This is a genomic window from Pseudomonas sp. MG-9 (assembly GCF_018729515.1).
In the GTDB taxonomy this organism is placed as follows: Bacteria; Pseudomonadota; Gammaproteobacteria; order Pseudomonadales; family Pseudomonadaceae; genus Aquipseudomonas; species Aquipseudomonas serboccidentalis.
The window spans coordinates 27,780-53,413 of sequence record NZ_JAHHZH010000002.1; the positions used below are offsets into that span (position 1 = coordinate 27,780).

Here is a 25,634-nt window from a genome sequence, read left to right on the forward strand (position 1 = left end):
ATGGCAACCGTAATGAAGAAGGTCGACGCAGTGATCGTCGGTTTTGGCTGGACCGGCGCGATCATGGCCAAAGAGCTGACCGAAGCCGGGCTCAACGTGCTGGCGCTGGAGCGCGGGCCGATGCAGGACACCTACCCCGACGGCAACTATCCGCAGGTGATCGACGAACTCACCTACAGCGTGCGGAAAAAACTCTTTCAGGACATTTCGAAAGAAACCGTCACCATCCGCCACAGCGTCAACGACATCGCCCTGCCGAACCGCCAGTTGGGTGCGTTCCTGCCGGGTAATGGCGTGGGCGGCGCCGGTTTGCACTGGTCGGGTGTGCACTTTCGCGTCGATCCGATCGAGTTGCGCATGCGCAGCCACTACGAAGAGCGCTACGGCAAAAGCTTTATCCCCAAGGACATGACCATCCAGGACTTCGGCGTCAGCTACGAAGAGCTGGAGCCGTTCTTCGATTTCGCCGAAAAAGTCTTCGGCACCTCCGGCCAGGCCTGGACCGTGAAGGGCCAACTGGTCGGTCAGGGCAAGGGCGGCAACCCTTACGCGCCGGATCGCTCGAATCCGTTCCCGCTGGAGGCGCAGAAGAACACCGTTTCCGCACAGCTGTTTGGCAAAGCGGCGACAGAAGTCGGTTACAAACCCTACAACCTGCCATCGGCGAATACTTCAGGGCCGTACACCAATCCCTACGGCGCGCAGATGGGCCCGTGCAACTTCTGCGGATTCTGCAGCGGCTACGTTTGCTACATGTATTCCAAGGCATCGCCGAACGTGAACATTCTGCCGGCGCTCAAGCCGCTGCCGAATTTCGAGCTGCGGCCCAATTCGCATGTGCTGCGGGTCAACCTCGACAGCAGCAAATCCAAAGCCACCGGCGTGACTTACATCGACGGCCAGGGTCGCGAGATCGAGCAACCGGCGGATCTGGTGATCCTCGGCGCCTTCCAGCTGCACAACGTGCGCCTGATGCTTCTCTCGGGCATCGGCAAGCCGTACGACCCGATCAGCGGTGAAGGCGTGGTCGGGCGTAACTTCGCCTACCAAAACATGGCGACCATCAAGGCGTTCTTCGACAAGGACACCCACACCAACAACTTCATCGGTGCCGGCGGCAACGGCGTCGCGCTGGATGACTTCAACGCCGACAACTTCGACCACGGCCCGCACGGCTTCGTCGGCGGCTCACCGATGTGGGTCAACCAGGCCGGCAGTCGGCCGATTGCCGGGACATCGAACCCGCCGGGCACTCCAGCCTGGGGCAGCGCATGGAAACGCGCGACCGCCGATTACTACACCCACCAGGTGTCGATGGACGCCCACGGCGCGCATCAGTCCTACCGAGGCAACTACCTCGATCTGGACCCGGTGTACCGCGATGCCTACGGTTTGCCGCTGCTGCGGATGACCTTCGACTGGCAGGAAAACGACATCAAGATGAACCGCTTCATGGTCGAGAAAATGGGCAAGGTCGCCCAAGCCATGGGCCCGAAAGCCATTGCGGTGATCGGCAAGCAGGTCGGCGATCACTTCAATACGGCGGCCTACCAGACCACCCACCTCAACGGCGGCGCAATCATGGGCACCGATCCGAAGAAGAGCGCCCTGAACCGCTACTTGCAAAGCTGGGATGTGCACAACGTATTTGTTCCGGGCGCGTCGGCATTCCCGCAAGGCCTGGGTTACAACCCGACCGGGCTGGTCGCGGCGCTGACCTACTGGTCGGCCAAGGCGATCCGCGAGCAATACCTGAAAAACCCCGGCCCACTGGTTCAGGCATAAGGAGCGATGACCATGAACAATCTCGTTATCGCCACCCTGGCCCTGCTCGGCAGCGCTGCTGTGCACGCCGCTGACGTCGACCAAGCGTTGATCAAACAAGGCGAATACCTCGCCCGCGCTGGCGACTGTGTGGCCTGCCACACCGCCAAGGGCGGCAAGCCGTTCGCCGGCGGCCTGCCGATGGAAACCCCGATCGGCACGATCTACTCGACCAACATCACCCCGGACAAAACCGGCGTCGGTGAATACAGCTTCGAGGACTTCGACAAAGCGGTGCGCCACGGCGTCGCGAAAAACGGCAGTACGTTGTACCCGGCAATGCCGTATCCGTCCTACGCCCGGGTCAGCTCAGGCGACATGCAGGCGCTTTACGCCTACTTCATGCACGGCGTCGAACCGGTCGCGCAAGAGAACAAGGCCAGCGACATTCCATGGCCGCTGAGCATGCGCTGGCCGCTGATGGGCTGGCGCTGGATGTTTGCGCCGAAGGTCGAGGACTACCAGGCAACCTCGGACGATCCAGTGATCGATCGCGGCGCCTATCTGGTCGAAGGCCTCGGCCATTGCGGCGCCTGCCATACGCCGCGTGCCCTGACCATGCAGGAAAAATCCCTGAGCGCCACTGATGGCAAAAACTTCCTCGCCGGCAGTGCGCCGCTGGAAGGCTGGATCGCCAAGAGCCTGCGCGGTGATCACAAGGACGGTCTCGGCGGCTGGAGCGAAGCGCAACTGGTGCAGTTCCTCAAAACCGGGCGCAGCGACCGTAGCGCGGTGTTCGGCGGCATGAGCGATGTGGTCACCCACAGCATGCAATACATGACCGACGCCGACCTGACCGCGATTGCTCGTTACCTCAAGTCCCTGCCCGCAACTGATCCGAACGATCAGCCGCACCAGTACGACGAAAAAGCCGCCAAGGCCTTGTGGAACGGCGACGACAGCCAACGCGGCGCGGCGGTGTACATCGACAACTGCGCGGCCTGCCACCGTACCGACGGCCACGGCTATACCCGAGTGTTCCCGGCCCTGGCAGGCAATCCGGTGCTGCAATCGGAAGACCCGACGTCGCTGATTCACATCGTGCTCAAGGGCGGCACCCTGCCGGCCACGCACACGGCGCCATCGACCTTCACCATGCCGGGCTTCGCCTGGCGCCTGTCGGATCAGGAAGTGGCGAACGTGGTGAGCTTTATCCGTGGCAGTTGGGGTAACCAAGGTGCGCCAGTGAAAGCCGCCGACGTCGCCGAGTTGCGCAAGGAGGATATGAAACACACCTCCGGCGACGACCTCGGTCAGGTCACGCAACACAACTGACCAGTCGCCCGACGGCACTAGCCAGATGAACCGCGCCCCGATACTGTGTGCATATACAGTATCGGGGCGTTTTCATGTCTACTCCATTGCCACCACGCGGCCGCGGCACCGCGACCAACCCGCACAACCGTTTCGCGCCGAATCGTTCGGTGGCCGAGGATGACGGCTGGTATCAGGAAGTACCCGAGACGCAGAACACCGAGGTGATGATCGAGACCGCGAAAACCATCATTACCCGCAACACTTCGCCGGACTTGCCCTTCGATCGCTCGATCAATCCCTATCGCGGCTGCGAGCACGGCTGCATCTATTGCTACGCGCGACCCAGCCACGCCTATTGGGACATGTCGCCGGGGCTGGATTTCGAAACCCGGCTGATCGCCAAGACCAACGCCGCCCAGGTGCTGGAAGAACAGTTGAGCAAACGCGGCTACCAGTGCGCGCCGATCAACCTCGGCTCCAATACCGATCCCTATCAGCCCATCGAACGTGAACACAAAATCACCCGCCAGACCCTCGAAGTGCTGCTGCGTTACCGGCACCCGGTGACCATCGTTACCAAGGGTTCGCTGATTTTGCGTGACCTCGACCTGCTCACCGAATTGGCGCAACAACGGCTGGTGGCGGTGATGATCAGCCTGACCACGCTGGACGACGAACTCAAACGCATCCTCGAACCCCGCGCAGCGGCGCCCAAGGCCCGGTTGCGGGCGATTCGGGTGATGCGCGAAGCGGGCATTCCAGTGGGGGTGCTGTGTTCGCCGATGATTCCGATGATCAACGACAGCGAAATCGAAAGCCTGCTGACCGAAGCGCATGCTGCCGGTGCGCAAAGCGCCGCGTACATGATGCTGCGTCTGCCGCTGGAGGTGGCGCCGCTGTTCGAAGAATGGCTGCAGGCGCATTACCCGCAGCGGGCCGCCCATGTGCTGAGCCTGGTGCGTCAGAGCCGCGGCGGCGAACTCTACGACAGCCGTTTCGGCGCCCGGATGCGCGGCGAGGGACCGTTCGCCGACCTGCTGGCGCAACGTTTCGCCAAAGCGATCAAACGGCTCGGACTCAATCACCGCGAGGGCTATAACCTCGACTGCACCGCCTTCTGTCCGCCGGGTCGCCAGATGTCGTTGATTTAGCGACAATTAGCTATGGTTGATGGGTTGGAATCCTACCGTCGAAATGTACCAGTCACGTTTTTTGTGACCTGGAACACACGTTCTAGAGCGCTTGATTCAGTTTGAGTTAAGTTTCGACGGCTACCTTGTTCATCGAGTGACTGACGGGTCGGGATGACCCGGATGTTTTAAACAGCCACTGGCTTCATACCGGAATACACGGGAACGACTCCCCGAATCCGCCAAAGAGGATGAATCATGAGTGACAAGGATAAACAGCCGTTGGCTGCGTCGGCGCAAGCCGCCCCTGGGGCGGAATCCGCCGATGCAGCGCTGAGAACGATCATTGACGGCTTTTTGCATTTTCATCATGAGGTCTTCCCCCAGCAGGAAGAGCTCTTCAAGAAACTCGCCACGGCGCAATCGCCACGGGCGATGTTCATTACCTGTGCCGACTCGCGCATCGTGCCCGAGCTGATCACCCAGAGTTCGCCGGGCGATCTGTTCGTGACCCGTAACGTCGGCAACGTCGTGCCGCCTTACGGCCAGATGAACGGTGGCGTTTCCACTGCCATCGAATACGCGGTACTGGCGCTGGGCGTGCAGCACATCATCATCTGCGGCCACTCCGATTGCGGCGCCATGCGCGCAGTGCTCAATCCGGACAGCCTGGAAAAAATGCCGACAGTCAAAGCCTGGCTGCGTCATGCGGAAGTGGCGAAGACCATGGTGCATGACAACTGCAACTGCACCGACGAAAAAGAACGCATGCCGATCCTCACCGAGGAGAACGTCATCGCCCAACTGCAGCACTTGCGTACCCATCCTTCGGTAGCCTCACGCATGGCGAACGGTCATCTGTTCATCCATGGCTGGGTCTACAACATCGAAACCAGTGAAATCAAAGCTTACGACGCCGATCAGGGACGCTTCCTGCCGCTCGACGGCAGCCATCCGATTCCGGTGGCGACGCCCAAAGCGCGCTTCTAAATCTTCCTAAACATCTGTGTGGTTTGACGCCGGCCGCTGTTTCAGCGGTTCGGCGAAGCCATGCCTGAAGAAAACTTCGGGAGAGTCACCATGCGTGCTGCTCAATTGAAAGCGGTTCTGCCACGGGAGCTGCTGGCTTCGGTGGTTGTGTTCCTGGTCGCCCTGCCGTTGTGCATGGGTATTGCGATTGCTTCAGGGTTGCCGCCGGCCAAAGGCCTGATCACCGGGATCATCGGCGGTCTGGTAGTGGGGTGGCTGGCGGGTTCGCCGTTGCAGGTCAGCGGGCCGGCGGCAGGGTTGGCGGTGTTGGTATTCGAGCTGGTGCGCCAGCACGGTATCGAGATGCTCGGGCCGATTCTGTTGCTCGCCGGATTCCTGCAACTGGTGGCCGGGCGCTTGAAGCTCGGTTGCTGGTTTCGGGTCACGGCGCCCGCGGTGGTGTACGGCATGCTCGCGGGGATCGGTGTGCTGATCGTACTCTCGCAAGTGCATGTGATGCTCGATGCCAAACCACAGCCCTCCGGGCTGGATAACCTCACGGCTTTCCCCGGCGCGGTGGCGCAAGCGTTGCCGTCGTTCGGCTGGCAGGCCGGGTTGCTCGGGCTGGCGACCATTGCGGTGATGTGGCTGTGGGAAAAATTTCGTCCGCACTCGCTGCGGTTTATTCCCGGTGCGCTGCTCGGCGTTGGTCTGGCCACCGGCGCCAGCCTGCTGCTGGCGTTGCAGGTGAAACGGGTCGAGGTACCGGAGAATCTGGCCGAAGCCATCGACTGGCTGAAACCGGCGGACTTGTTGAGCCTGGCCGACCCAACCCTGCTGATCGCCGCCTTCGCCGTGGCATTCATTGCCAGCGCCGAAACCCTGCTGTCTGCAGCGGCGGTGGATCGCATGCACAGCGGTGTGCGTTCGGACTTCGACCGTGAGCTGTCGGCACAAGGCGTCGGCAATATGCTCTGCGGTCTGGTCGGCGCGCTGCCGATGACCGGGGTGATTGTGCGCAGTTCGGCCAACGTCCAGGCCGGTGCAACCACCCGTTATTCGACAATCTTCCATGGTCTGTGGCTGCTGGCGTTCGTGCTGTTGCTGTCGAGCGTGCTGCAAAGCATTCCAGTGGCGAGTCTGGCGGGGGTGCTGGTGTACACCGGGTTCAAACTGGTCGATCTCAAAGCGTTTCGCGGTCTGAGCCGTTATGGGCGGATGCCGATGTTCACCTATGCGGCGACAGCGCTGGCGATCATCTTCACCGACCTGCTGACCGGTGTGCTGATTGGCTTCGGTCTGACCCTGGTGAAACTGGCGCTCAAGGCTTCGCGACTGAAAATCAGCCTGATCGATCTGCCGCAAGACGGTGAGATGGAGTTGCGTCTGGTGGGTGCGGCGACCTTCCTCAAAGTGCCGGCGCTGACCCAGGTGCTGGGCAGCATTCCAGCGGGTACGACGGTGCACGTGCCGCTCAACAACCTGAGCTACATCGACCATTCGTGTCTGGAGTTGCTGGAAGAGTGGGGCCGGGCGAATGCGGCGAAGGGGTCGAAGCTGGTGATCGAGTCGCGCGGGTTGAAACGACGGCTTGAGGGCAGGGTTCGGACCAATACCGGGATCGGTGCGGCCGGTTAAATCTCCGGGTTGAACTTAACCCTGTAGGAGTGAGCCTGCTCGCGATGGCGATCAATCAACATCTCTGTTGACTGACCCACCGCCATCGCGAGCAGGCTCACTCCTACATTCTATTGTGTGTAACTCAGGCAGCAGGCTGATCCAGCTCCAGGCCCACGCCGAGGCGGCGGCCCATGCACGGCCAGCGCTTCCAGGCCGCACCGGTGTCCGGGCTGCTCAGTTTGTCGCGGTAGGCCTCTACCGACTCCAGCGCAAAACTCTCGTCGTTGAGCATCTCGTCGATGGCGTGATGCACGGCTTCGTCCAGTTGGTTGGCAAATTCCTCACCGATCAATTGATGAGCAATCAGATTGGCGACCGTCATGTCCAAGGGGATCAGTGGCTGGCCGAAATGCTTGATGTACAGGTCGTTGACCTCTTCGACAAAGCGGTGCGCCAGATAGGCTTCGTCCAGCAGGCTGTCCAGACCAACGTGCCCGGCCATGATGGCCGGCGGCTGGAGGAAATACTGCTCGGCGATTGTCAGCACCGGTTTGATCTGCGATTCGATTCCCGCTTCCCTGGCAACTTCATTGGCTGCATCCAGCAGGTCTGGCACTTCATCGATGTAGGCGGCGACAAAACGCGTCAGCACGCCATTGGCGTCGGCTTCCGGCAACTGGATCGCCGGATGTAAATGAGGCAGCTTGCTTTCCAGCTGACGGGTCAGCAGGCCGGTTTCTTTCTCGTGCTGTTGGGCTTTTTGGATCTGCTCGCGCAATGCGGCGGTGTTCATGAAAACTCCAGGGAACAAGGCAATGAAATAGGGAAGACATAACTTAGCTGGCTTACGAAAAATGCTAAGACGCATTTGTCATAATTATTTCATCCTTGATGCAGCGGCGTTATATCGGTTTGCCACCACTCGTCTGCATCCTTCTCCATTCGTGGTCTGGAACGCAAGTACAAGCTGTTTCAGATGATTTACGCGATCGCGTTGCAATTCTCCCTCGCTGTCTATACTCGCCATTGAATGGAGTTAGCTGATGACGCCCGACTGCACCCGCAGCAAGGCCCGGCGATTCAAGTTCGTAGTCTGATGCAGCCGCTCCCTTGCCGCAGGCGAAAGCCGGCGGGATAACAAGAACGATAAGGGGAACCCGCAATGATGCGACATCCACACGTCTGGATGGGCCTCCTGTTGTGGTCGATTTTCAGCCCGGCCAATGCGGCCTGGACTGTGAATATGGCGCCTGGAGCGACTGAAATCAGTCACGCAGTATTCGACCTGCACATGACCATTTTCTGGATCTGTGTGGTGATCGGGATCATCGTCTTCGGCGCCATGTTCTGGTCGATGATCGTGCATCGCCGCTCGACCGGGCAGGTCGCCGCAAAATTCCACGAAAGCACCACCGTCGAAATTCTCTGGACCGTCGTGCCGCTGCTGATTCTGGTGGCGATGGCCGTTCCGGCGACTGCCACCCTGATCCGCATGTACGACACCAGTGAGCCGGATATCGATATCCAGATCACCGGTTACCAGTGGAAATGGCACTACAAATACCTGGGCCAGGACGTCGAGTTCTTCAGCAACCTGGCCACCCCCGCCGAACAGATCCACAACAAGGAAGCCAAGGGCGAGCACTACCTGCTCGAAGTCGACAAGCCGCTGGTGCTGCCGATCGGCGCCAAGGTGCGCTTTCTCGTGACCTCCGCCGACGTGATTCACTCGTGGTGGGTGCCGGCCTTCGCGGTCAAGCGCGATGCGATCCCGGGGTTCGTCAACGAAGCCTGGACGCGGATCGACAAGCCGGGCATCTACCGTGGTCAGTGCGCCGAGCTGTGCGGCAAGGATCACGGCTTCATGCCGATTGTGGTCGACGTCAAAGAGAAGGCCGACTACGACAAGTGGCTGGCCGACCGCAAAGCCGAAGCGGCGCAGCTTAAAGAGCTGACCAGCAAGGAATGGACCCTCGACGAACTCAAGGAACGGGGCGACAAGGTGTATCACACCACCTGCGTAGCCTGTCACCAGGCCGAAGGTCAGGGCCTGCCACCGATGTTCCCGGCGCTCAAAGGCTCGCCGATTGCCACCGGGCCCAAAGCCGACCACCTGCACCGCGTGTACTTCGGCAAGCCCGGCACCGCCATGGCGGCGTTCGGCAAGCAGTTGTCGGAAGTCGATATCGCAGCGGTCGTGACCTACGAACGTAACGCCTGGGGCAACAACAAGGGCGACATGGTCACGCCAAAAGAAGTGCTTGAGCTCAAACAGGCGGAAAGCAAATGAGCCGGTCCATCGCGTACCTCGTGAACCGGCCGGGGCAGCACGCCCCGGTCAGCCCCGTCCACTCACGTAAAGGAGAGCGGCCATGAGCGCTGTAATCGATGACCACGGTCATGCCGACCACGCTCACGGCCCCGCCAAAGGCCTGATGCGCTGGGTGCTGACCACCAACCACAAGGACATCGGCACGCTGTACCTGTGGTTTGCGTTCTGCATGTTCCTGCTCGGCGGCTCGTTCGCCATGGTGATCCGCGCCGAGCTGTTCCAGCCCGGCCTGCAGATCGTCGAGCCGGCGTTCTTCAACCAGATGACCACCATGCATGGTCTGGTGATGGTGTTCGGTGCAGTGATGCCGGCGTTTGTCGGCCTCGCCAACTGGATGATCCCGTTGATGATCGGCGCGCCGGACATGGCCCTGCCACGAATGAACAACTTCAGCTTCTGGCTGCTGCCGGCGGCGTTCCTGCTGCTGGTCTCGACCCTGTTCACCGCCGGTGGCGGACCGAACTTCGGCTGGACGTTCTACGCGCCACTGTCCACCACCTATGCACCGGAGAGCGTGACGTTCTTCATCTTCGCCATCCACTTGATGGGGATCAGTTCGATCATGGGCGCGATCAACGTGATCGCGACCATCCTCAACCTGCGCGCCCCCGGCATGACATTGATGAAAATGCCGCTGTTCGTCTGGACCTGGCTGATCACCGCGTTTCTGCTCATCGCGGTGATGCCGGTGCTGGCCGGGTGCGTGACGATGATGCTGATGGACATCCACTTCGGCACCAGTTTCTTCAGTGCCGCCGGTGGTGGTGATCCGGTGCTGTTCCAGCATGTGTTCTGGTTCTTCGGCCACCCCGAGGTGTACATCATGATCCTGCCGGCCTTCGGTGCCGTCAGCCAGATCATCCCGACCTTCTCGCGCAAGCCGCTGTTCGGCTACACCTCGATGGTTTACGCGACGGCGAGCATCGCGTTCCTGTCGTTCATCGTCTGGGCGCACCACATGTTCGTGGTCGGCATCCCGCTGGTGGGCGAGCTGTTCTTCATGTACGCAACGATGCTCATCGCCGTGCCGACCGGGGTGAAGGTGTTCAACTGGGCCAGCACCATGTGGCAAGGCTCGATCACCTTCGAGACACCGATGCTGTTTGCCGTGGCCTTCGTGATCCTGTTCTCGATCGGCGGTTTCTCCGGGCTGATGCTGGCCATCGCGCCGGCGGACTTCCAGTACCAGGACACCTACTTCGTGGTCGCGCACTTCCACTACGTGCTGGTGCCGGGGGCGATCTTCGGGATCTTCGCCTCAGCCTATTACTGGCTGCCGAAGTGGACCGGGCACATGTACGACGAAACCCTCGGCAAGCTGCACTTCTGGCTGTCGTTCGTCGGCATGAACCTGACCTTCTTCCCGATGCACTTCGTGGGGCTGGCGGGGATGCCACGGCGGATCCCGGACTACAACCTGCAGTTCGCCGACTTCAACATGGTCTCGTCAATCGGCGCATTCATGTTCGGTGCCACGCAGATCTTCTTCCTGTTCATCGTGATCAAGACCATTCGCGGTGGCGCCCCGGCCCCGGCCAAACCGTGGGATGGCGCCGAAGGCCTGGAGTGGAGCGTGCCGTCACCGGCGCCGTATCACACCTTTACTACGCCGCCGGAAGTGAAATGAACACCGATCTCCCTGTGGGTGCGAGCCATTGTGGCGAGGGAGCTTGCTCCCGCTGGGGCGCGAAGCGGCCCCAAGAGCTTCGCGTCTGCTACGCAGCCGAGCGGGAGCAAGCTCCCTCGCCACAGGTACTCATTCCTACAGGGGCTCGTCGTGTAGAGGGCATGCACCATGGCTGACTCGATCTCGCTGAAGAAACTGGTCACCCGCCTGCTCGGAGTCGTCGTGGCAATGTTTGTCTTCGGCTTTGCCCTGGTGCCGATCTACGACGTGATGTGCAAGGCCTTCGGCATCAACGGCAAGACCGCCGGGCAATACGAGGGCGAGCAGGTGGTGGACAGCTCGCGCCAGGTGCGCGTGCAGTTTCTGTCGACCAACAACATCGACATGCCGTGGGAGTTCTATCCCAAGCACGACGAGTTGACCGCCAACCCCGGCGCGGTCAACGAGATGATTTTCATCGCGCGCAACCCCACCGACAAACCGATGAGCGCCCAAGCCGTGCCGAGTATCGCGCCCAGCAACGCGGCGGCGTATTTCCACAAGACCGAATGCTTTTGCTTTACCCAGCAGGTGCTGCAGCCCGGTCAGCAGATCGAGATGCCGGTGCGTTTCATCGTTGACCGCGACATGCCCAAGGACGTGAAGCACCTGACGCTGTCCTACACGCTGTTCGATATCACCGCCCGACATCCTCCGGTGGCTGCAAACACTGGCGGTTAAGCGTGCCCGATAAGGAGAACAATAAATGGCAACTCATGAGCACTATTACGTCCCGGCCCAGAGCAAATGGCCGATCATCGCCACGTTCGGCATGGTCATCACCGTGTACGGCCTGGCGACCTGGTTCAACGATCTGAAGGCCGCGCGCCCGGAATCCCACGGCCCGTACATCTTTTTCGTCGGTGGATTGTTGCTGGCGTACATGCTGTTCGGCTGGTTCGGCGCAGTGATCAAGGAAAGTCGCGCGGGGCTGTACAGCCCGCAGCTGGATCGCTCGTTTCGCTGGGGCATGAGTTGGTTCATCTTCTCCGAGGTGATGTTCTTCATCGCCTTCTTCGGCGCGCTGTTCTACGTGCGGCACATCTCCGGCCCGGCGCTGGGTGGCGAAGGCCCGAAAGGCATCGCGCACATGCTCTGGCCGAACTTCCAGTTCACCTGGCCGCTGCTGCAAACGCCTGACCCGACACTGTTCCCGCCGCCCAAGGAAGTCATCAGCCCGTGGGGCCTGCCGCTGATCAACACGATCCTGCTGGTCAGCTCCAGTGTGACCATCACCATCGCCCACCATGCCTTGAAGAAGGGCCATCGCGGCGCGCTGAAAATCTGGCTGGCGATCACCGTGCTGCTGGGCTGCGCGTTCCTCGGCTTCCAGGCTGAGGAATACATGCACGCCTACCACGAACTGGGCCTGACCCTCGGTTCGGGTATCTACGGCGCGACGTTCTTCATGCTCACCGGTTTCCACGGCGCCCACGTGACCATCGGCACGATCATTCTGTTCGTGATGCTGATGCGGATCATGAAGGGCCACTTCGATGCCGAGCATCAGTTCGGTTTCGAGGCGGCGAGCTGGTATTGGCACTTCGTCGATGTGGTGTGGATCGGCTTGTTCATCTTCGTTTATGTGCTTTAACAACCGCGGCAAGCCGCGAGCTCCAAGCTTGCAGCTCAAAGCTAGAAGCTTGCAGCTACCACGTCACGTGGGACACCAGTTGGCCGCTGTAGAAGCCCCAGGCGATCAAGCCGACGGTGGCAGCGGCCAGCGCCACCCGAACACTCAAGGCGATGACCAGGCGATTGGAGCTGCTGTCGTCCTTGACCAGGAAAAACAGGCCGCTGAACAGGCTGATCACCGTGGCAATCAGCAGCACGACAATGGCTGCTTTGAGCATGGGAAGACTCCGGGGGACAGGCGATGCAGTTGAGTATAGCGATCGCGACGACTGACTTTGTGGTGCGGCCATGAAGCGCTTTCGCCCGGGCGTGATACCGACCGTGGTGGTGGCGCTGTTATTGCCGCTGCTGGTGTCGCTGGGCTTCTGGCAACTGGGCCGGGGCGCGGAAAAAACCGCCCTGCTCGCCAGTTACGCCGAACGTCGCGCCGCCGAACCGATGGCCAGCAGCGAATTGCTGCACAGTACCGACCCGGCCTATCGCCGGGTGCATCTCTACGGCCGGTTCGATGGCGCCCACAGCCTGCTGCTCGATAACCGTCAGCGCAACGGCAAGGTCGGCATCGAGCTGCTACAACCGTTTCAGGATCGAGCCACCGGCCTGTGGCTGCTGGTCAATCGCGGCTGGCTGCCGTGGCCGGACCGCCGCGTTACACCGCAATTCACCACCCCGACCGATGCGCTGAGTATCGACGCCTGGGTCTACGTCGCCCCCGGCGCCACCTTCCAGCTGCACGCCGACCCGGCCAGCAGCATGTGGCCGCAAACCATCACCGCCGTTGAGCCGGCCAGGCTGTGGAAAACCCTCGACCGCGACGGTTTCGCTTACGAACTGCGCGCCGAACCCGGCCCCGCCAGCTATGAGGCCGACTGGCCGGTCGTTGCCATGGGCCCGGAAAAACACCTTGGTTACGCCGTGCAGTGGTTCGCCATGGCTACCGCCCTGCTCGGCCTCTACCTCTACCTTGGATTGCACAACGCAAAGGAGAACCACCATGGGAACGGCCATGAATCCACCCAGCATGTCTGAGGCAAAAACCCCGGCCAGCCGTCGTCGCGGACGGATCCAGCTGCTGCTGATTCTGCTCGGCGTGGTCGGCCCGATGATCCTCGCCACCGGCATGTACAAATTGCAGTTCTGGGTGCCGGAAGGCCGCAGCTACCACGGCGAACTGATCGGCAACGGCCAGTCCCGCGTCGACCTTGGTGTACAGGCCGACGAACAGCGCTGGCAGATGCTGGTGACCGCGCCCAAGGACTGCGCCGTCGATTGCCAGCAACTGGTGTACCTCGCCCGGCAGATCCAGATCGGCCTGGGCCGCGATGCCGGACGCGCCAGCCACGCCCTCGCCGCCGCGCAACCGCTGAGCGCCGACTACGAAGCCAAGCTGAACCGCGAATACCCGCAGCTGCAACGCTACCCGCTGGACGCCGCAACCTTCAGCAAGGCCACGGGCGACAAGGCCACGCCGCAGCTGTGGATCATCGACCCGCACGGCAACCTCGTGCTGCGCTACGACCCGAGCGTGAAGGGCAAGGACTTGCTCAACGACCTGCGCCATCTGCTGAAACTGTCGAACATCGGATAAGGGCATCGTCATGGCCAAACCTGGATTTCGCCTCGCGCTGTTTGCCACCCTGCTGGCACTGATCGTCGTGCTGCTCGGCGCCTACACCCGCCTGACTCACGCCGGCCTCGGCTGTCCGGACTGGCCGGGCTGCTACGGCTTTATCAGCGTGCCGAACAGCGAAGCCCAACTGGCCCATGCCGAACTGCATTACCCCGACTCGCCGGTGGTGGCGCACAAGGGCTGGAACGAGATGATTCACCGCTACTTCGCCGGGACCCTCGGCCTGCTGATTTCGATTCTGGCCGGGCGTGCGTGGGTCAACCGGCGTCATCCGGGGCAACCGTTGAAGCTGCCACTGTTTCTCCTGGCGGTGGTGTTTGCGCAAGCGGCGTTCGGCATGTGGACGGTGACGCTCAAGCTCTGGCCGCAAGTGGTCACCGGGCATTTGCTCGGCGGCTTTGCGACATTGAGCCTGCTGTTCCTGCTGACCTTGAGATTGTCCGGCGTGCTACCGGCGCTCATGGTGCCCAAGCGCTTGCAGTATTGGGCGACTGCCGGACTGTTGCTGGTGATCGGCCAGATCGCCCTGGGTGGCTGGGTCAGTTCCAACTACGCGGCGGTGGCCTGCATCGACTTCCCGACCTGCCACGGCCAATGGCTGCCGCCCGCTGATTTTGCCAACGGCTTTCACCTGACCCAGCACATCGGCCCGAATTACCTCGGCGGCCAGCTCGACAGCGATGCGCGCACAGCGATTCACCTGACTCACCGCATCGGCGCGCTGCTGGTGACGTTGGTGCTGCTGGGGCTGGCCTGGCAACTCAGGGCTGTCGGCATGACCCGGCTCGCCGGGCTGGTGCTGGTCGCCCTCGGCGCACAAATCACCCTCGGCATCAGCAACGTGCTGTTGCATCTGCCGTTGCCGGTGGCGGTAGCGCACAACGCCGGCGGCGCCGCGCTGCTGCTGACCATGGTGCTGGTCAATTACCACGCGCGGACCAGTCTGGTTCGGGTCAAACAGCCGGTGCTCGCACGCTGGCGCCTGAGTCCGCGTAAACCCGTGGCCGCGCCCATAACAATAAAAGGAGAAACGCCATGGCGCTTCTGATCGGCGAACGTCCCGCGCAAGCGCTGTGGCGTGACTATCTGGAGCTGACCAAGCCGAAAGTGGTGGTGCTGATGCTCATCACCTCGCTGGTCGGCATGTTCCTCGCGACCCGCGCCGGGGTGCCGTGGACAGTGCTGGTGTTCGGTAATTTGGGTATTGCGCTGTGTGCCGGCGGTGCGGCGGCGGTCAACCATGTGGTCGACCGCCGCATCGATGCGGTGATGGCGCGCACTCACAAACGGCCATTGGCTGAAGGTCGGGTGTCGCCTGCCGCGGCTCTGACCTTTGCGCTGGTATTGGCGCTGCTCGGCCAGGCCTTGCTGCTGACTTTTACCAATCCGCTGACCGCCTGGCTGACCCTCGCCTCCCTGCTCGGCTACGCGGTGATCTATACCGGTTTCCTCAAGCGTGCGACGCCACAGAACATCGTCATCGGCGGTCTCGCCGGCGCGGCACCCCCACTGCTCGGCTGGACCGCCGCCACCGGCCATGTCAGCGCCGAGCCATTGCTGCTGGTGCTGATCATCTTCGCCTGGACCCCGCCGCACTTCTGGGCGCTGGCGATCCATCGCAAGGAGGAATACGCCAAGGCCGACATCCCGATGCTGCCGGTCACCCACGGTGAGCACTACACCAAGGTGCACATTCTGCTGTACACCTTCGCCCTGCTGGCGGTCAGTCTGCTGCCGTACGTGATCCACATGAGCGGCGTGCTGTATCTGCTCTGCGCCCTCGCGCTGGGCGCAAGGTTTCTGCAATGGGCCGTGGTGCTGTACCGTGGCACTCGGCCGCACGCGGCGATCAACACCTTCAAGTACTCTATTTATTACTTGTTCCTGTTGTTCATCGCCCTGCTCGTAGACCACTACTTACTGTTGAACCTATGACTCGAACCCAGAAAACCGTCTTCATCCTCGTCGCCGTGATCGCGCTGATCCTGGGACTTACCGTCAATAAAGTGCTGAGTGGCAAGGGCCAGGGCGACCCCACCGCGCTGATCGACGCCGGCATCATCCTGCTGCCGCAGAGCCGCACCCTGCCGGGCGTGACGATGACCAATCAGGATGGTCAACCGGTGGCCATCGACGAGTTGAAAGGCAAGTGGAGCCTGCTGTTCTTCGGCTACACCTTCTGCCCGGACATCTGCCCGACCACCCTCGCCCAACTGCGCCAGATCAAGAGCGAGTTGCCCAAAGACGCTGTGGACAAGTTGCAGATCGTACTGGTCAGCGTCGACCCCAACCGCGATAACCCGCAGCAGTTGAAGCAGTACCTGGGCTACTTCGATCCGCAGTTCATCGGCCTGACGCCGAAGTCGATCGAAGAGCTGCAGAAGGTCGCTAATGCGGTGAGCATCCCGTTCATTCCGGCCGACACCAGCAAACCGAATTACACCGTCGACCATAGCGGCAATCTGGCGGTGATCGGGCCGGACGGGACGCAGCGTGGCTTTATCCGTGCGCCGTTGAACAATGCCAAACTGGTCGCACAACTGCCGGTGATGCTTAACCGCAAATAAGTCAGCTCCTACAGGGGGGTATGCATTCCTCTGTAGGAGCTGCCGAAGGCTGCGATCTTTTGCTCGTGATCTTCAAAAGCAAGATCAAAAGATCGCAGCCTCGTTTCACTCGACAGCTCCTACAGGGGAATTTGCCGCACAAAAAAAGGCGATCCCGAGGGATCGCCTTTTTTATTGCGCCTGTCCCGTCCGGTATCAGAACGCCGGCAGTACCGCGCCTTTGTACTTGTCAGTGATGAACTGCTTCACTTCCGGGCTGTGCAGGGCAGCAGCCAGTTTCTTCATCGCGTCGCTGTCCTTGTTGTCCGCACGGGACACCAGGATGTTCACGTACGGCGAGTCGTTGCCTTCGATCACCAGCGCATCCTTGGACGGATCGAGCTTGGCTTCCAGCGCGTAGTTGGTGTTGATCAGCGCCAGATCGACCTGGGTCAGCACGCGCGGGATGGTCGCGGCTTCCAGTTCACGGATCTTCAGGTCTTTCGGGTTCTCGGCGATGTCTTTGACGGTCGACAGAATGTTCTTCGAATCCTTCAGCTTGATCACGCCCGCCTTGTCCAGCAGCAACAGCGCACGGCCGCCGTTGGTGGCGTCGTTCGGAATCACCACGTTGGCGCCGCTTGGCAGGTCCTTCAGATCCTTGAGCTTGCTCGAGTAGGCGCCCAGCGGCTCCAGGTGCACACCGGTCACGGCCACCAGATTGGTGCTTTTGGCCTTGTTGAACTCATCAAGGTACGGCTGGTGCTGGAAGAAGTTGGCGTCCAGACGCTTTTCGGCAACCTGTACGTTTGGCTGAACGTAGTCGGTGAACACCTTGACCTTCAGATCCACGCCTTCCTTGGCCAGTGCCGGCTTCACGAATTCGAGGATTTCCGCGTGCGGCACCGGGGAGGCGGCAACGGTCAGGGTTTCAGCCTGGGCCGAAAAAGCGGCTACGGCAGCGAAAGCAGCGATCAGTTTTTTCATTCAGCTAACTCCTTTTGAGGCGCCCGTCTGGCGCCTGCCAGCGAATGGCCGGCTCATTCTTGAATACAAAACCGGTTATTTGCGCGAGAAATGCACGACCAGTCGGTCGCCCACCATTTGCAGCACTTGCACCAGAATCAGCAACAACACCACGGTGACGATCATCACGTCAGTCTGGAAGCGCTGGTAGCCGAAACGGATCGCCAGGTCACCCAGACCACCCGCGCCGACCACACCGGCCATCGCCGTGTAGGACACCAGTGTAATCGCCGTCACCGTAATCGCCGCGAAAATGCCCGGACGGGCTTCCGGCAGCAAGGCGTTCATGATGATCTGCCGGGTGGTCGCGCCCATCGACTGGGTCGCTTCGATGATGCCGCGATCGACTTCACGCAGTGCGGTTTCCACCAGACGCGCGAAGAACGGGGTCGCCCCCACTACCAACGGCGGAATCGCCCCGGCCACGCCCAGCGAGGTGCCGGTGATCAGCACGGTGAACGGGATCATCACGATCAACAGAATAATGAACGGCAGCGAACGCAGGATGTTCACCGCCAGCGACATGAATGCGTAGAGGCCACGGTTTTCCAGGAGCTGACGCGGGCTGCAGAGAAACAGCAGCACACCCAGCGGCAGGCCGAGCAGCACGGTGAACAACAGCGAACCGCCGAGCATCAGCATCGTGTCGCCGGTGGCCAGCCAGATTTCGTACCAGTCGATATTGGTGAAGAAATTCATCAGGGCTTCCATTAACGCAGCACCTCCATGTGAACGTCAGCGGCGGTGAAGCGGGCGAAGGCCGCTTCCATGTCGCCACCGGTGACGGCGAGGGTCAGTTGCCCGTAAGGAATGTCTTTGATGCGGTCAATGCGACCGGCGAGGATGCTGTAGTCGACCCCGGTTTCCCGGGCGACGGTACCGAGCAACGGCGCGTAGGTCGCTTCACCCTGGAAGGTCAGGCGCACGATGCGGCCCGGCACGTGAGCGAAGTCATCACGCTGTTCGCTTTCGTCGATCTGCTCGCTTTCCTGGACGAAACGCTTGGTGGTCGGGTGCTTCGGATGCAGGAACACATCGGCCACCGAACCTTGCTCGACGATCACGCCAGCGTCCATTACCGCCACCTGATCGCAGACGCGACGGATCACATCCATCTCGTGAGTGATCAGGACAATGGTCAGTTTCAGTTCGCGGTTGATCTCGGCCAGCAGTTGCAGAACCGATGCGGTGGTCTGCGGGTCGAGGGCGCTGGTGGCCTCGTCGCACAGCAGAATCTTCGGCTTGGTCGCCAGGGCGCGGGCAATACCGACGCGCTGCTTCTGGCCACCGGACAATTGTGCCGGGTACTTTTTGGCGTGATCGGACAGACCGACCCGCGCCAGCAACTCGGCGACGCGCTGATTGATCTCGTTGGTCGACAGCTCGCCGGCCAGGGTCAGCGGCAGCGCGACGTTGTCGGCCACGGTCTTGGAAGCGAGCAGGTTGAAGTGCTGGAAGATCATCCCGACTTGCTGGCGGAAACGGCGCAGGCCGTTGGCGTCCAGCGCGGTGACTTCTTCGCCGTCGACGATGATCTTGCCGCCGCTGGAATCTTCCAGGCGATTGATCAGACGCAGCAGGGTACTTTTTCCCGCACCGGAATGGCCGATCAGGCCGAATACCTGACCGTTTTCAATCGAAAGACTGGTCGGGTGCAGGGCGGGAATGTCCTTACCGGCGACGCGGTAAGTTTTGTGGACGTTTTGAAACTCGATCACGTAGCGAACCTTGTGGGGCGCGTTAGAAAAGGATCAGCGGTTAGCCGGGCGCGCATTTTAGCCTGTCCGTATAGAGGTTCTTAGCATTTATTTCGCAATTAACCTTCGATTTGGCAATAACAAGATCAAAGGTCATAAAAAAGGAACGCCCAAAACCCTCGTCAGTCATTAAGTAAGCGACTTGAAACCCCGGGTGCCGTGCCCGGGAACCACTCAAGAGTCCCCGCCCGTATCGGGGTCAACCGAGGAGTTTACGACTGATGAGCAAGAAGCCTACGTCCGATAAAAGCCAACTGGCCGGCACCGATACCCAGGATCGCGCCAACACCAACGCCAAACTCGACAGCCTGGAGAAATTTCGCTCCGACGCCACCGGCCAGGCCCTGCGCACCAATCAGGGGGTGAAGGTCGCCGACAACCAGAACACCCTCAAGGCTGGCCCGCGTGGACCATCGCTGCTGGAAGACTTCATCATGCGTGAAAAGATCACGCACTTTGACCACGAGCGCATTCCCGAGCGCATCGTCCACGCACGCGGCACCGGCGCCCATGGTTTCTTCCAGGCCTACGAGAACCATTCGACGCTGACCAAGGCCGGTTTCCTGCAGGATCCGGGAAAAAAGACCCCGGTGTTCGTGCGTTTTTCCACGGTGCAGGGGCCACGCGGATCCGGCGATACCGTGCGTGACGTGCGGGGTTTTGCCGTGAAGTTCTTCACCGACGAAGGCAACTTCGATCTGGTCGGCAACAACATGCCGGTGTTCTTCATTCAGGACGCGATCAAGTTTCCCGACTTCGTCCACGCGGTGAAGCCCGAGCCGCACAACGAAATCCCGACCGGCGGCTCGGCCCACGACACGTTCTGGGATTTTGTTTCGCTGGTGCCGGAATCGGCGCACATGGTGATCTGGGCAATGTCCGACCGGGCGATCCCGAAAAGCCTGCGCAGCATGCAGGGCTTTGGTGTGCACACCTTCCGCCTGATCAACGCCGAGGGCAAATCACGCTTCGTCAAATTCCACTGGCGCCCGACCGCCGGCACCTGCTCGCTGGTGTGGGACGAGGCGCAGAAGCTCGCCGGTAAAGACACCGACTATCACCGTCGCGACCTCTGGGAAGCCATCGAGATGGGCGACTATCCGGAATGGGAGCTGGGTGTGCAGATCATCGAGGAAGAAAACGAACACGACTTCGATTTCGACATCCTCGACCCGACCAAACTGATCCCCGAAGAAATCGTGCCGATCACCCCGCTGGGCAAGATGACCCTCAACCGTAACCCGGACAACTTCTTCGCCGAGACCGAGCAGGTCGCGTTTTGCCCCGGCCATATCGTGCCCGGCATCGACTTCTCCAACGATCCGCTGCTGCAAGGTCGGCTGTTTTCCTACACCGACACGCAAATCAGCCGACTCGGCGGGCCGAATTTTCATGAACTGCCGATCAACCGCCCGGTGGCGCCGTTCCACAACGGTCAGCGCGACGCGCAGCACCGCACGGTGATCGACAAGGGTCGCGCGTCCTACGAGCCGAATTCGATCGATGGCGGCTGGCCGAAGGAAACCCCGCCAGCGGCGCAGGACGGCGGCTTCGAGAGTTACCCGGAACGCATCGATGCGAACAAGATCCGCCAGCGCAGCGAATCGTTCAGCGACCACTTCTCCCAGGCGCGACTGTTCTTCAACAGCATGAGCCCGCACGAGAAGGAGCACATCATCGCTGCCTACAGCTTCGAGCTGGGCAAGGTTGAACGTGAGTTCATTCGCGCGCGGGAAGTGAACGAGATTCTCGCCAACATCGACCTGGAACTGGCCAAGCGTGTCGCGGCCAATCTGGGCCTGCCGGCGCCGAGCAAAGGCACGGTCCAAGTGCGCAAAACCTCGTTCGATCATTCGCCGGCGCTGAGTCAGGCCAATCTGCTGCCGGAAAGCATCAAAACCCGCAAAGTGGCGATTCTTGCCGCCAACGGCGTTGATGGTGCGGCGATTGATGCGATGAAGAAGGCTCTCGCCGCTGAAGGTGCGCACGCCAAATTGCTGGGCCCGACATCAGCGCCCGTAAAGACGTCCGACGGCAAAAGCCTGGCGGTGGATGCGTCGATGGAAGGCATGCCTTCGGTGATCTTCGATGCGGTGTTCGTGCCGGGTGGCGCTGCGTCGATCAAGGCGTTGAGCGGCGATGGCGTCGCGTTGCATTACTTGCTGGAGGCGTACAAGCACCTGAAGGCGATTGCGCTGCACGGCGAGGCCAAGCAGTTGCAGGATCTGCTGAAGCTGGAGGCGGATGCGGGGTTGCTGCAGGGCAAGGAGGTGCCGGCGTTGAGCAAACCGTTCTTTGCGGCGATCGGACAGCATCGGGTCTGGGCGCGGGAGCCTAAGGCGAAAGCCATTCCGGCCTAAAAGCAAAAGATCGCAGCCTTCGGCAGCTCCTGCAGGGTGTACCTCAATCCCATGTAAAAGCTGCCGCAGGCTGCGATCTTTTTTACGGTTTACGAGGGCTCAAGACCATCTGCGCCGGCACCGTGCGCAGGATCTGCTTTTCGATCTGCAGGTCGAAATCCGGATTGAGTTTCTTCACCCGCTTGGTCAGCAACGTCGCCAGCCAAGGATAATCGTGGGTGCGCGGTGCCTGAATGCTGACGGCACACTCGTAATTCACTACATCGGCGGCGATCGCATCCAGTTGCCGGCGAAGTTTGCGGCTATCGTTGATGTTCAGCGCAATAGTGGTGCTCTCGGCGGTCGGATCGATCACCTTGGCTTTCGGTCTGGCTTCGGCCGCCAGCAGCGCCGCTTCGGCTTTTTCCAGCTCGGCTTTACGGGCTTCAGTGATGGCGCCGTTGACCCCACCGGTCAGCGCCGGGGCTTTGGGCATCAGGGCGCGGGCACGGCTCAGCGCGGTGGCTGCGGCGTTCACATCACCTTTTTGCAACACGATCTGACTGCGGCGCAGATAGGCTTCGGCCAACTGGCGCTGGTATTGCTCAAGGGAATGATCGTTGGGGTTCTGTGCCTGCAAGGCGGCCAATTGGTCTTCAGCGGTGGCCAGTTCGCTACTGGCCAGGCTTTGCTCCAGCTGTGCGATGGCCGTGGCCCGCGCGTCGGGGACTTCGGCCACCGGCGGCGTGCTTTGGCAGGCGCCCAGCAGCACGGAAAATGCGACAAGGAGCAGATAACGGGAGGCGAACGGCTTCATTCCTGCGACTCTCTAATTGCGCAAAAAGCGAGCAAGTCTACACCCCTCGACGGGGCAGAACAAAACTCAGCAGAAACAGTGCGGCCGCCGTCACAACGATAGACGGCCCCGCCGGGGTGTCCTTGAACCATGACAGCGCCAACCCGCCACACACGGCGAGCATGCCCAGCAGGCTCGCGCCCAGGGCCATCTGCTCCGGCGAGCGGGCGTGACGCTGTGCCGCAGCCGCCGGGATGATCAACAGCGAGGTAATCAGCAACACACCGACGATTTTCATCGCCACCGCGATCACCACCGCGATCAACAGCATCAGCGCCATGCGCAGACCCGCCACTGGCAGGCCTTCGACCCTGGCCAGCTCTTCATGCACGGTGATCGCCAGCAGCGGTCGCCACAGCGTCACCAGCAACACCAGCACCGCCGCGCTGCCGCCGAGGATCCACGCCAGATCGGTCGGGCTGATCGCCAGCAGGTCGCCGAACAGATAGGCCATCAGGTCAATCCGCACTTCATGCATGAAGCTTAGTACCACCAGCCCGAGAGAGAGCGTGCTCGGTGCGAGAATTCCCAACAACGTATCGGACGCCAGCGGTTGACGCTGTTGCAACGTCACCAGCAGTACTGCCAGCAGCAAGCAGCCGACCGTCACCGCAACGGTCGGGCTGACATCCAGCAGAAAGCCCAGCGCCACGCCAAGCAGCGCGGCGTGGGACAGGGTGTCACCGAAATAGGCCATGCGCCGCCAGACCACAAATGAGCCCAAAGGCCCGGCGACCACCGCCAGGGCCAGACCTGCAAGCAGGGCATACAACAGAAAATCAGCCATGCTTGCAGTGGTCTCCGTGAACGTGGGTGTGGCCCGCACCGGGCGCCTTGACCACCGAACCGTGCAGATCGTGGGCGTGGTCGTGATGGTGGTGATAGATCGCCAGGCTCGGCGCGTTCTTGCCGAACAGCTCGACGAACGCCGGGTCGCCGCTGACCTGCTCGGGATGCCCGGAGCAACAGACGTGACGGTTCAGGCACACCACCTGATCGGTGGTGCTCATCACCAAGTGCAAATCGTGGGACACCATCAACACGCCGCAGCCGTGACGGTCGCGCAGGCGGGTGATCAGGCTGTACAGCTCGGCTTGCCCGGCGACATCGACGCCTTGCACCGGCTCATCCAGCACCAACAGCTCCGGCTCGCGCAGCAGCGCCCGGGCCAGCAGCACACGCTGCATCTCACCCCCGGAAACGCTTTGCACCGGGCTGTCGATGACGTGTTCGGCACCGACTTCCTTGAGCGCCGCCAATGCACGCGGGCGGTCTACACCGGGCACCAGACGCAGGAAGCGCAGCACCGACAGCGGCAAGGTCGGATCGACATGCAGTTTTTGCGGCATGTAGCCGACGCGCAGCTTCGGCTTGCGCCAGACGCTGCCGCTGTCCGGCTTCAACAGCCCGAGCACGGCGCGCACCAGAGTGGTCTTGCCGGCGCCGTTGGGGCCGATCAGGGTGACGATCTGCCCCGGCTCGACACTCAGCTCGATGTTGTCCAGCACGGCCTGCCCGGCAAAGGTGACAGCGACGTGCTGGAGACGGATCAACGGGTTGCTCATCAAGCCCCCTGGCAACCGGCGCACAGGCCGACCACTTCGACGGTCTGCGCTTCGACGATGAAACCAACGTCTTTGGCGCTTTGGATAATCGCGTCGCTGATGGCTTTCTGTTCCAGCTCGATGGCGGCGTGGCAGTCGCGGCAGATCAGGAACTGGCCCTGATGCGCATGCTCGGGATGCACGCATCCGACAAAGGCGTTGAGCGAAGAGATGCGGTGTACCAGGCCGTTTTCCAGGAGAAAATCCAGTGCGCGGTACACGGTCGGCGGCGCAGCGCGGCGGCCGTCCTGCTCGCTGAGTACCGCGAGAATGTCGTAGGCGCCCAGCGGCTTGTGGCTCTGCCACACCAGTTCCAGCACCCGCCGGCGCAACGCAGTCAGGCGCAGGCCTTTCTGGGAGCACAAGGCATCGGCCTCGGTCAGTGCGCTGTGCACGCAATGAGAGTGGTCGTGGGGACGGCTGGCAATCGGTGTAATAGGCATGGGCGGCGACGAGTTTTGATAGAGACGTTATTATGTTACCCGTTCTCGCCTCCTTGAGTGGTCATCGTGTCCCGACTTTTTTCTGTTTTTGTGGCGTTTGTCGCCAGTTTTCTGCTGATCGGTTCGGCTCAGGCCGAGGTCAAGGTCCTCACCAGCATCAAACCGTTGCAGTTGATCGCCACCGCAGTGCAGGACGGCGTGGCCATTCCCGAAGTGCTATTGCCGCCGGGCGCTTCGCCGCATAACTACGCGTTGCGCCCGTCCGACGTGCGCAAAGTGCAATCGGTGGACCTGCTGTACTGGATCGGCCCGGACATGGAAGGTTTCCTGCCTCGCGTGCTGAACGGTCGGACCCTGCCGAGCGTCGCCGTGCAGGATCTACCAGGCATGAAGCTGCGCCGCTTTGCCGAAGACAGCCACTCCCACGCCGAAGAGGCCGACGAGCATGATCACGATCACCGCCCGGGTACCCTGGATGCGCATTTGTGGCTATCGCCGGTCAACGCGCGGGTAATTGCCGACAAAATGGCCGCGGACCTCAGCGCTGCTGATCCGGCCAACGCCGAGCGCTATCAGAGCAACGCCAAGGCGTTCGATGGACGCCTCGATGCACTGGATGCACGTTTGAAGAAGCGTCTGGCCGGTATTGAAGGCAAGCCGTACTTCGTGTTCCACGAGGCCTTCGATTACTTCGAGGAGGCTTACGGCCTGAAGCACGCTGGTGTGTTCAGCGTGGCCGCCGAAGTGCAGCCGGGCGCGCAGCATGTCGCGGCAATGCGCAAACGCCTGCAGGAAGTGGGCAAGACCTGTGTGTTCAGCGAACCGCCGTTGCGCCCGCGCCTGGCGGAGACGCTGGTGGCTGGGCTACCGGTGAAGCTGGCGGAACTGGATGCGTTGGGCGGGTACACCCCGGCGACGGCTCAGGGCTATGAGCAGGTGCTGGAAAAGCTCGGCAATGATCTGGCGGGATGCCTGGAATCTCTGTAACCCGCAAAATCCT

Annotated in this window: 25 protein-coding genes; 16 read left to right on the plus strand and 9 right to left on the minus strand. The window is 61.4% G+C overall.

Features of this window, described 5'->3' with window-relative positions:
• The 5 genes from KKQ10_RS04800 to KKQ10_RS04820 all read left to right on the plus strand — a co-directional run bounded on the left by KKQ10_RS04800 (position 1) and on the right by KKQ10_RS04820 (position 6,818).
• The gene (locus KKQ10_RS04800) at positions 1 to 1,785 is read left to right on the plus strand and encodes a GMC family oxidoreductase (RefSeq protein WP_127649366.1); all 1,785 of its coding nucleotides are present in this window, start codon (positions 1 to 3) and stop codon (positions 1,783 to 1,785) included.
• A gap of 12 nt (positions 1,786 to 1,797) precedes the next feature.
• The gene (locus tag KKQ10_RS04805; RefSeq protein ID WP_215500415.1) at positions 1,798 to 3,099 is read left to right on the plus strand and encodes a c-type cytochrome; all 1,302 of its coding nucleotides are present in this window, start codon (positions 1,798 to 1,800) and stop codon (positions 3,097 to 3,099) included.
• 74 nt (positions 3,100 to 3,173) lie between these two features.
• The gene (locus KKQ10_RS04810) at positions 3,174 to 4,232 is read left to right on the plus strand and encodes a PA0069 family radical SAM protein (protein WP_215500416.1); all 1,059 of its coding nucleotides are present in this window, start codon (positions 3,174 to 3,176) and stop codon (positions 4,230 to 4,232) included.
• A 237-nt stretch (positions 4,233 to 4,469) separates the two neighbouring features.
• Positions 4,470 to 5,201, plus strand: coding sequence for a carbonic anhydrase (locus KKQ10_RS04815; protein WP_127649372.1), 732 nt, complete (start codon positions 4,470 to 4,472; stop codon positions 5,199 to 5,201).
• Between the two features lie 90 nt (positions 5,202 to 5,291).
• Positions 5,292 to 6,818: a SulP family inorganic anion transporter gene (locus KKQ10_RS04820; protein ID WP_215500417.1), complete on the plus strand. Its 1,527-nt coding sequence runs from the start codon at positions 5,292 to 5,294 to the stop codon at positions 6,816 to 6,818.
• Between the two features lie 124 nt (positions 6,819 to 6,942).
• Here KKQ10_RS04820 and KKQ10_RS04825 read toward each other — a convergent pair whose 3' ends face one another.
• Positions 6,943 to 7,593 (minus strand): hypothetical protein, encoded by a 651-nt coding sequence (locus KKQ10_RS04825; protein WP_127649376.1) that lies wholly within the window; start codon positions 7,591 to 7,593, stop codon positions 6,943 to 6,945.
• A 369-nt stretch (positions 7,594 to 7,962) separates the two neighbouring features.
• On the opposite strand from KKQ10_RS04825, the gene coxB reads away from it, so the two are divergent.
• From coxB to KKQ10_RS04845, 4 genes are all read left to right on the plus strand, one after another.
• Positions 7,963 to 9,090: a cytochrome c oxidase subunit II gene (gene coxB, locus KKQ10_RS04830; protein WP_215500418.1), complete on the plus strand. Its 1,128-nt coding sequence runs from the start codon at positions 7,963 to 7,965 to the stop codon at positions 9,088 to 9,090.
• Between the two features lie 82 nt (positions 9,091 to 9,172).
• Positions 9,173 to 10,759: a cytochrome c oxidase subunit I gene (ctaD, locus tag KKQ10_RS04835; RefSeq protein WP_127649380.1), complete on the plus strand. Its 1,587-nt coding sequence runs from the start codon at positions 9,173 to 9,175 to the stop codon at positions 10,757 to 10,759.
• A gap of 168 nt (positions 10,760 to 10,927) precedes the next feature.
• Complete coding sequence (locus KKQ10_RS04840; RefSeq protein WP_096797313.1) at positions 10,928 to 11,479, plus strand: cytochrome c oxidase assembly protein; 552 nt, start codon at positions 10,928 to 10,930, stop codon at positions 11,477 to 11,479.
• Between the two features lie 25 nt (positions 11,480 to 11,504).
• Complete coding sequence (locus KKQ10_RS04845) at positions 11,505 to 12,392, plus strand: cytochrome c oxidase subunit 3 (RefSeq protein WP_215500419.1); 888 nt, start codon at positions 11,505 to 11,507, stop codon at positions 12,390 to 12,392.
• Positions 12,393 to 12,447: 55 nt separating this feature from the next.
• Here the strand turns inward: KKQ10_RS04845 and KKQ10_RS04850 are convergent, their stop codons facing one another.
• Positions 12,448 to 12,651 carry a twin transmembrane helix small protein gene (locus KKQ10_RS04850; protein WP_127649383.1) on the minus strand — a complete coding sequence of 68 codons (204 nt, stop codon included), beginning with the start codon at positions 12,649 to 12,651 and terminating at the stop codon, positions 12,448 to 12,450.
• A gap of 70 nt (positions 12,652 to 12,721) precedes the next feature.
• Between KKQ10_RS04850 and KKQ10_RS04855 the strand changes: the two genes are divergently transcribed.
• Genes KKQ10_RS04855 through KKQ10_RS04875 form a run of 5 tightly spaced genes read left to right on the plus strand, consistent with a single transcriptional unit; the run spans position 12,722 to position 16,630 of the window.
• Entirely contained in the window at positions 12,722 to 13,462 is a 741-nt protein-coding gene (locus tag KKQ10_RS04855; protein ID WP_215500420.1) for an SURF1 family protein, read from the plus strand.
• Complete coding sequence (locus KKQ10_RS04860; protein ID WP_215500421.1) at positions 13,428 to 14,021, plus strand: PA_0111/PP_0108 family redox-active disulfide protein; 594 nt, start codon at positions 13,428 to 13,430, stop codon at positions 14,019 to 14,021. The genes KKQ10_RS04855 and KKQ10_RS04860 overlap by 35 nt, the downstream gene beginning before the upstream one ends.
• Positions 14,022 to 14,031: 10 nt before the next feature.
• Positions 14,032 to 15,111: a COX15/CtaA family protein gene (locus tag KKQ10_RS04865; RefSeq protein WP_215500422.1), complete on the plus strand. Its 1,080-nt coding sequence runs from the start codon at positions 14,032 to 14,034 to the stop codon at positions 15,109 to 15,111.
• A complete protein-coding gene (cyoE, locus tag KKQ10_RS04870; RefSeq protein WP_123470215.1) occupies positions 15,099 to 15,998 on the plus strand; it encodes a heme o synthase in 900 nt (299 codons plus the stop codon). The genes KKQ10_RS04865 and cyoE overlap by 13 nt, the downstream gene beginning before the upstream one ends.
• Complete coding sequence (locus KKQ10_RS04875) at positions 15,995 to 16,630, plus strand: SCO family protein (protein WP_102355457.1); 636 nt, start codon at positions 15,995 to 15,997, stop codon at positions 16,628 to 16,630. The genes cyoE and KKQ10_RS04875 overlap by 4 nt, the downstream gene beginning before the upstream one ends.
• Positions 16,631 to 16,825: 195 nt before the next feature.
• Here the strand turns inward: KKQ10_RS04875 and KKQ10_RS04880 are convergent, their stop codons facing one another.
• The 3 genes from KKQ10_RS04880 to KKQ10_RS04890 all read right to left on the minus strand — a co-directional run bounded on the left by KKQ10_RS04880 (position 16,826) and on the right by KKQ10_RS04890 (position 19,353).
• Positions 16,826 to 17,596, minus strand: coding sequence for a MetQ/NlpA family ABC transporter substrate-binding protein (locus KKQ10_RS04880; protein ID WP_215500423.1), 771 nt, complete (start codon positions 17,594 to 17,596; stop codon positions 16,826 to 16,828).
• 75 nt (positions 17,597 to 17,671) lie between these two features.
• Positions 17,672 to 18,346 (minus strand): methionine ABC transporter permease, encoded by a 675-nt coding sequence (locus KKQ10_RS04885; protein ID WP_425518800.1) that lies wholly within the window; start codon positions 18,344 to 18,346, stop codon positions 17,672 to 17,674.
• Entirely contained in the window at positions 18,346 to 19,353 is a 1,008-nt protein-coding gene (locus KKQ10_RS04890) for a methionine ABC transporter ATP-binding protein (protein WP_127649392.1), read from the minus strand. Before KKQ10_RS04890 ends, KKQ10_RS04885 begins: the two co-directional genes overlap by 1 nt.
• 257 nt (positions 19,354 to 19,610) lie before the next feature.
• Between KKQ10_RS04890 and katE the strand changes: the two genes are divergently transcribed.
• On the plus strand, positions 19,611 to 21,752 hold the full coding sequence (katE, locus tag KKQ10_RS04895; protein ID WP_215500759.1) for a catalase HPII: 2,142 nt from the start codon (positions 19,611 to 19,613) through the stop codon (positions 21,750 to 21,752).
• An 82-nt stretch (positions 21,753 to 21,834) separates the two neighbouring features.
• Here katE and KKQ10_RS04900 read toward each other — a convergent pair whose 3' ends face one another.
• From KKQ10_RS04900 to KKQ10_RS04915, 4 genes are read right to left on the minus strand one after another with little or no spacing between them, the layout of a single operon-like run.
• On the minus strand, positions 21,835 to 22,548 hold the full coding sequence (locus KKQ10_RS04900; protein ID WP_127649396.1) for a PA5502 family lipoprotein: 714 nt from the start codon (positions 22,546 to 22,548) through the stop codon (positions 21,835 to 21,837).
• 37 nt (positions 22,549 to 22,585) lie between these two features.
• Positions 22,586 to 23,374, minus strand: coding sequence for a zinc ABC transporter permease subunit ZnuB (gene znuB / locus KKQ10_RS04905; RefSeq protein WP_042556960.1), 789 nt, complete (start codon positions 23,372 to 23,374; stop codon positions 22,586 to 22,588).
• The gene (znuC, locus tag KKQ10_RS04910) at positions 23,367 to 24,152 is read right to left on the minus strand and encodes a zinc ABC transporter ATP-binding protein ZnuC (RefSeq protein WP_127649398.1); all 786 of its coding nucleotides are present in this window, start codon (positions 24,150 to 24,152) and stop codon (positions 23,367 to 23,369) included. The genes znuB and znuC overlap by 8 nt, the downstream gene beginning before the upstream one ends.
• A complete protein-coding gene (locus KKQ10_RS04915) occupies positions 24,152 to 24,634 on the minus strand; it encodes a Fur family transcriptional regulator (protein ID WP_215500425.1) in 483 nt (160 codons plus the stop codon). The genes znuC and KKQ10_RS04915 overlap by 1 nt, the downstream gene beginning before the upstream one ends.
• A 66-nt stretch (positions 24,635 to 24,700) precedes the next feature.
• Between KKQ10_RS04915 and KKQ10_RS04920 the strand changes: the two genes are divergently transcribed.
• Positions 24,701 to 25,621, plus strand: coding sequence for a zinc ABC transporter substrate-binding protein (locus KKQ10_RS04920; protein ID WP_127649402.1), 921 nt, complete (start codon positions 24,701 to 24,703; stop codon positions 25,619 to 25,621).
• The last annotated feature ends 13 nt before the right edge of the window (positions 25,622 to 25,634 follow it).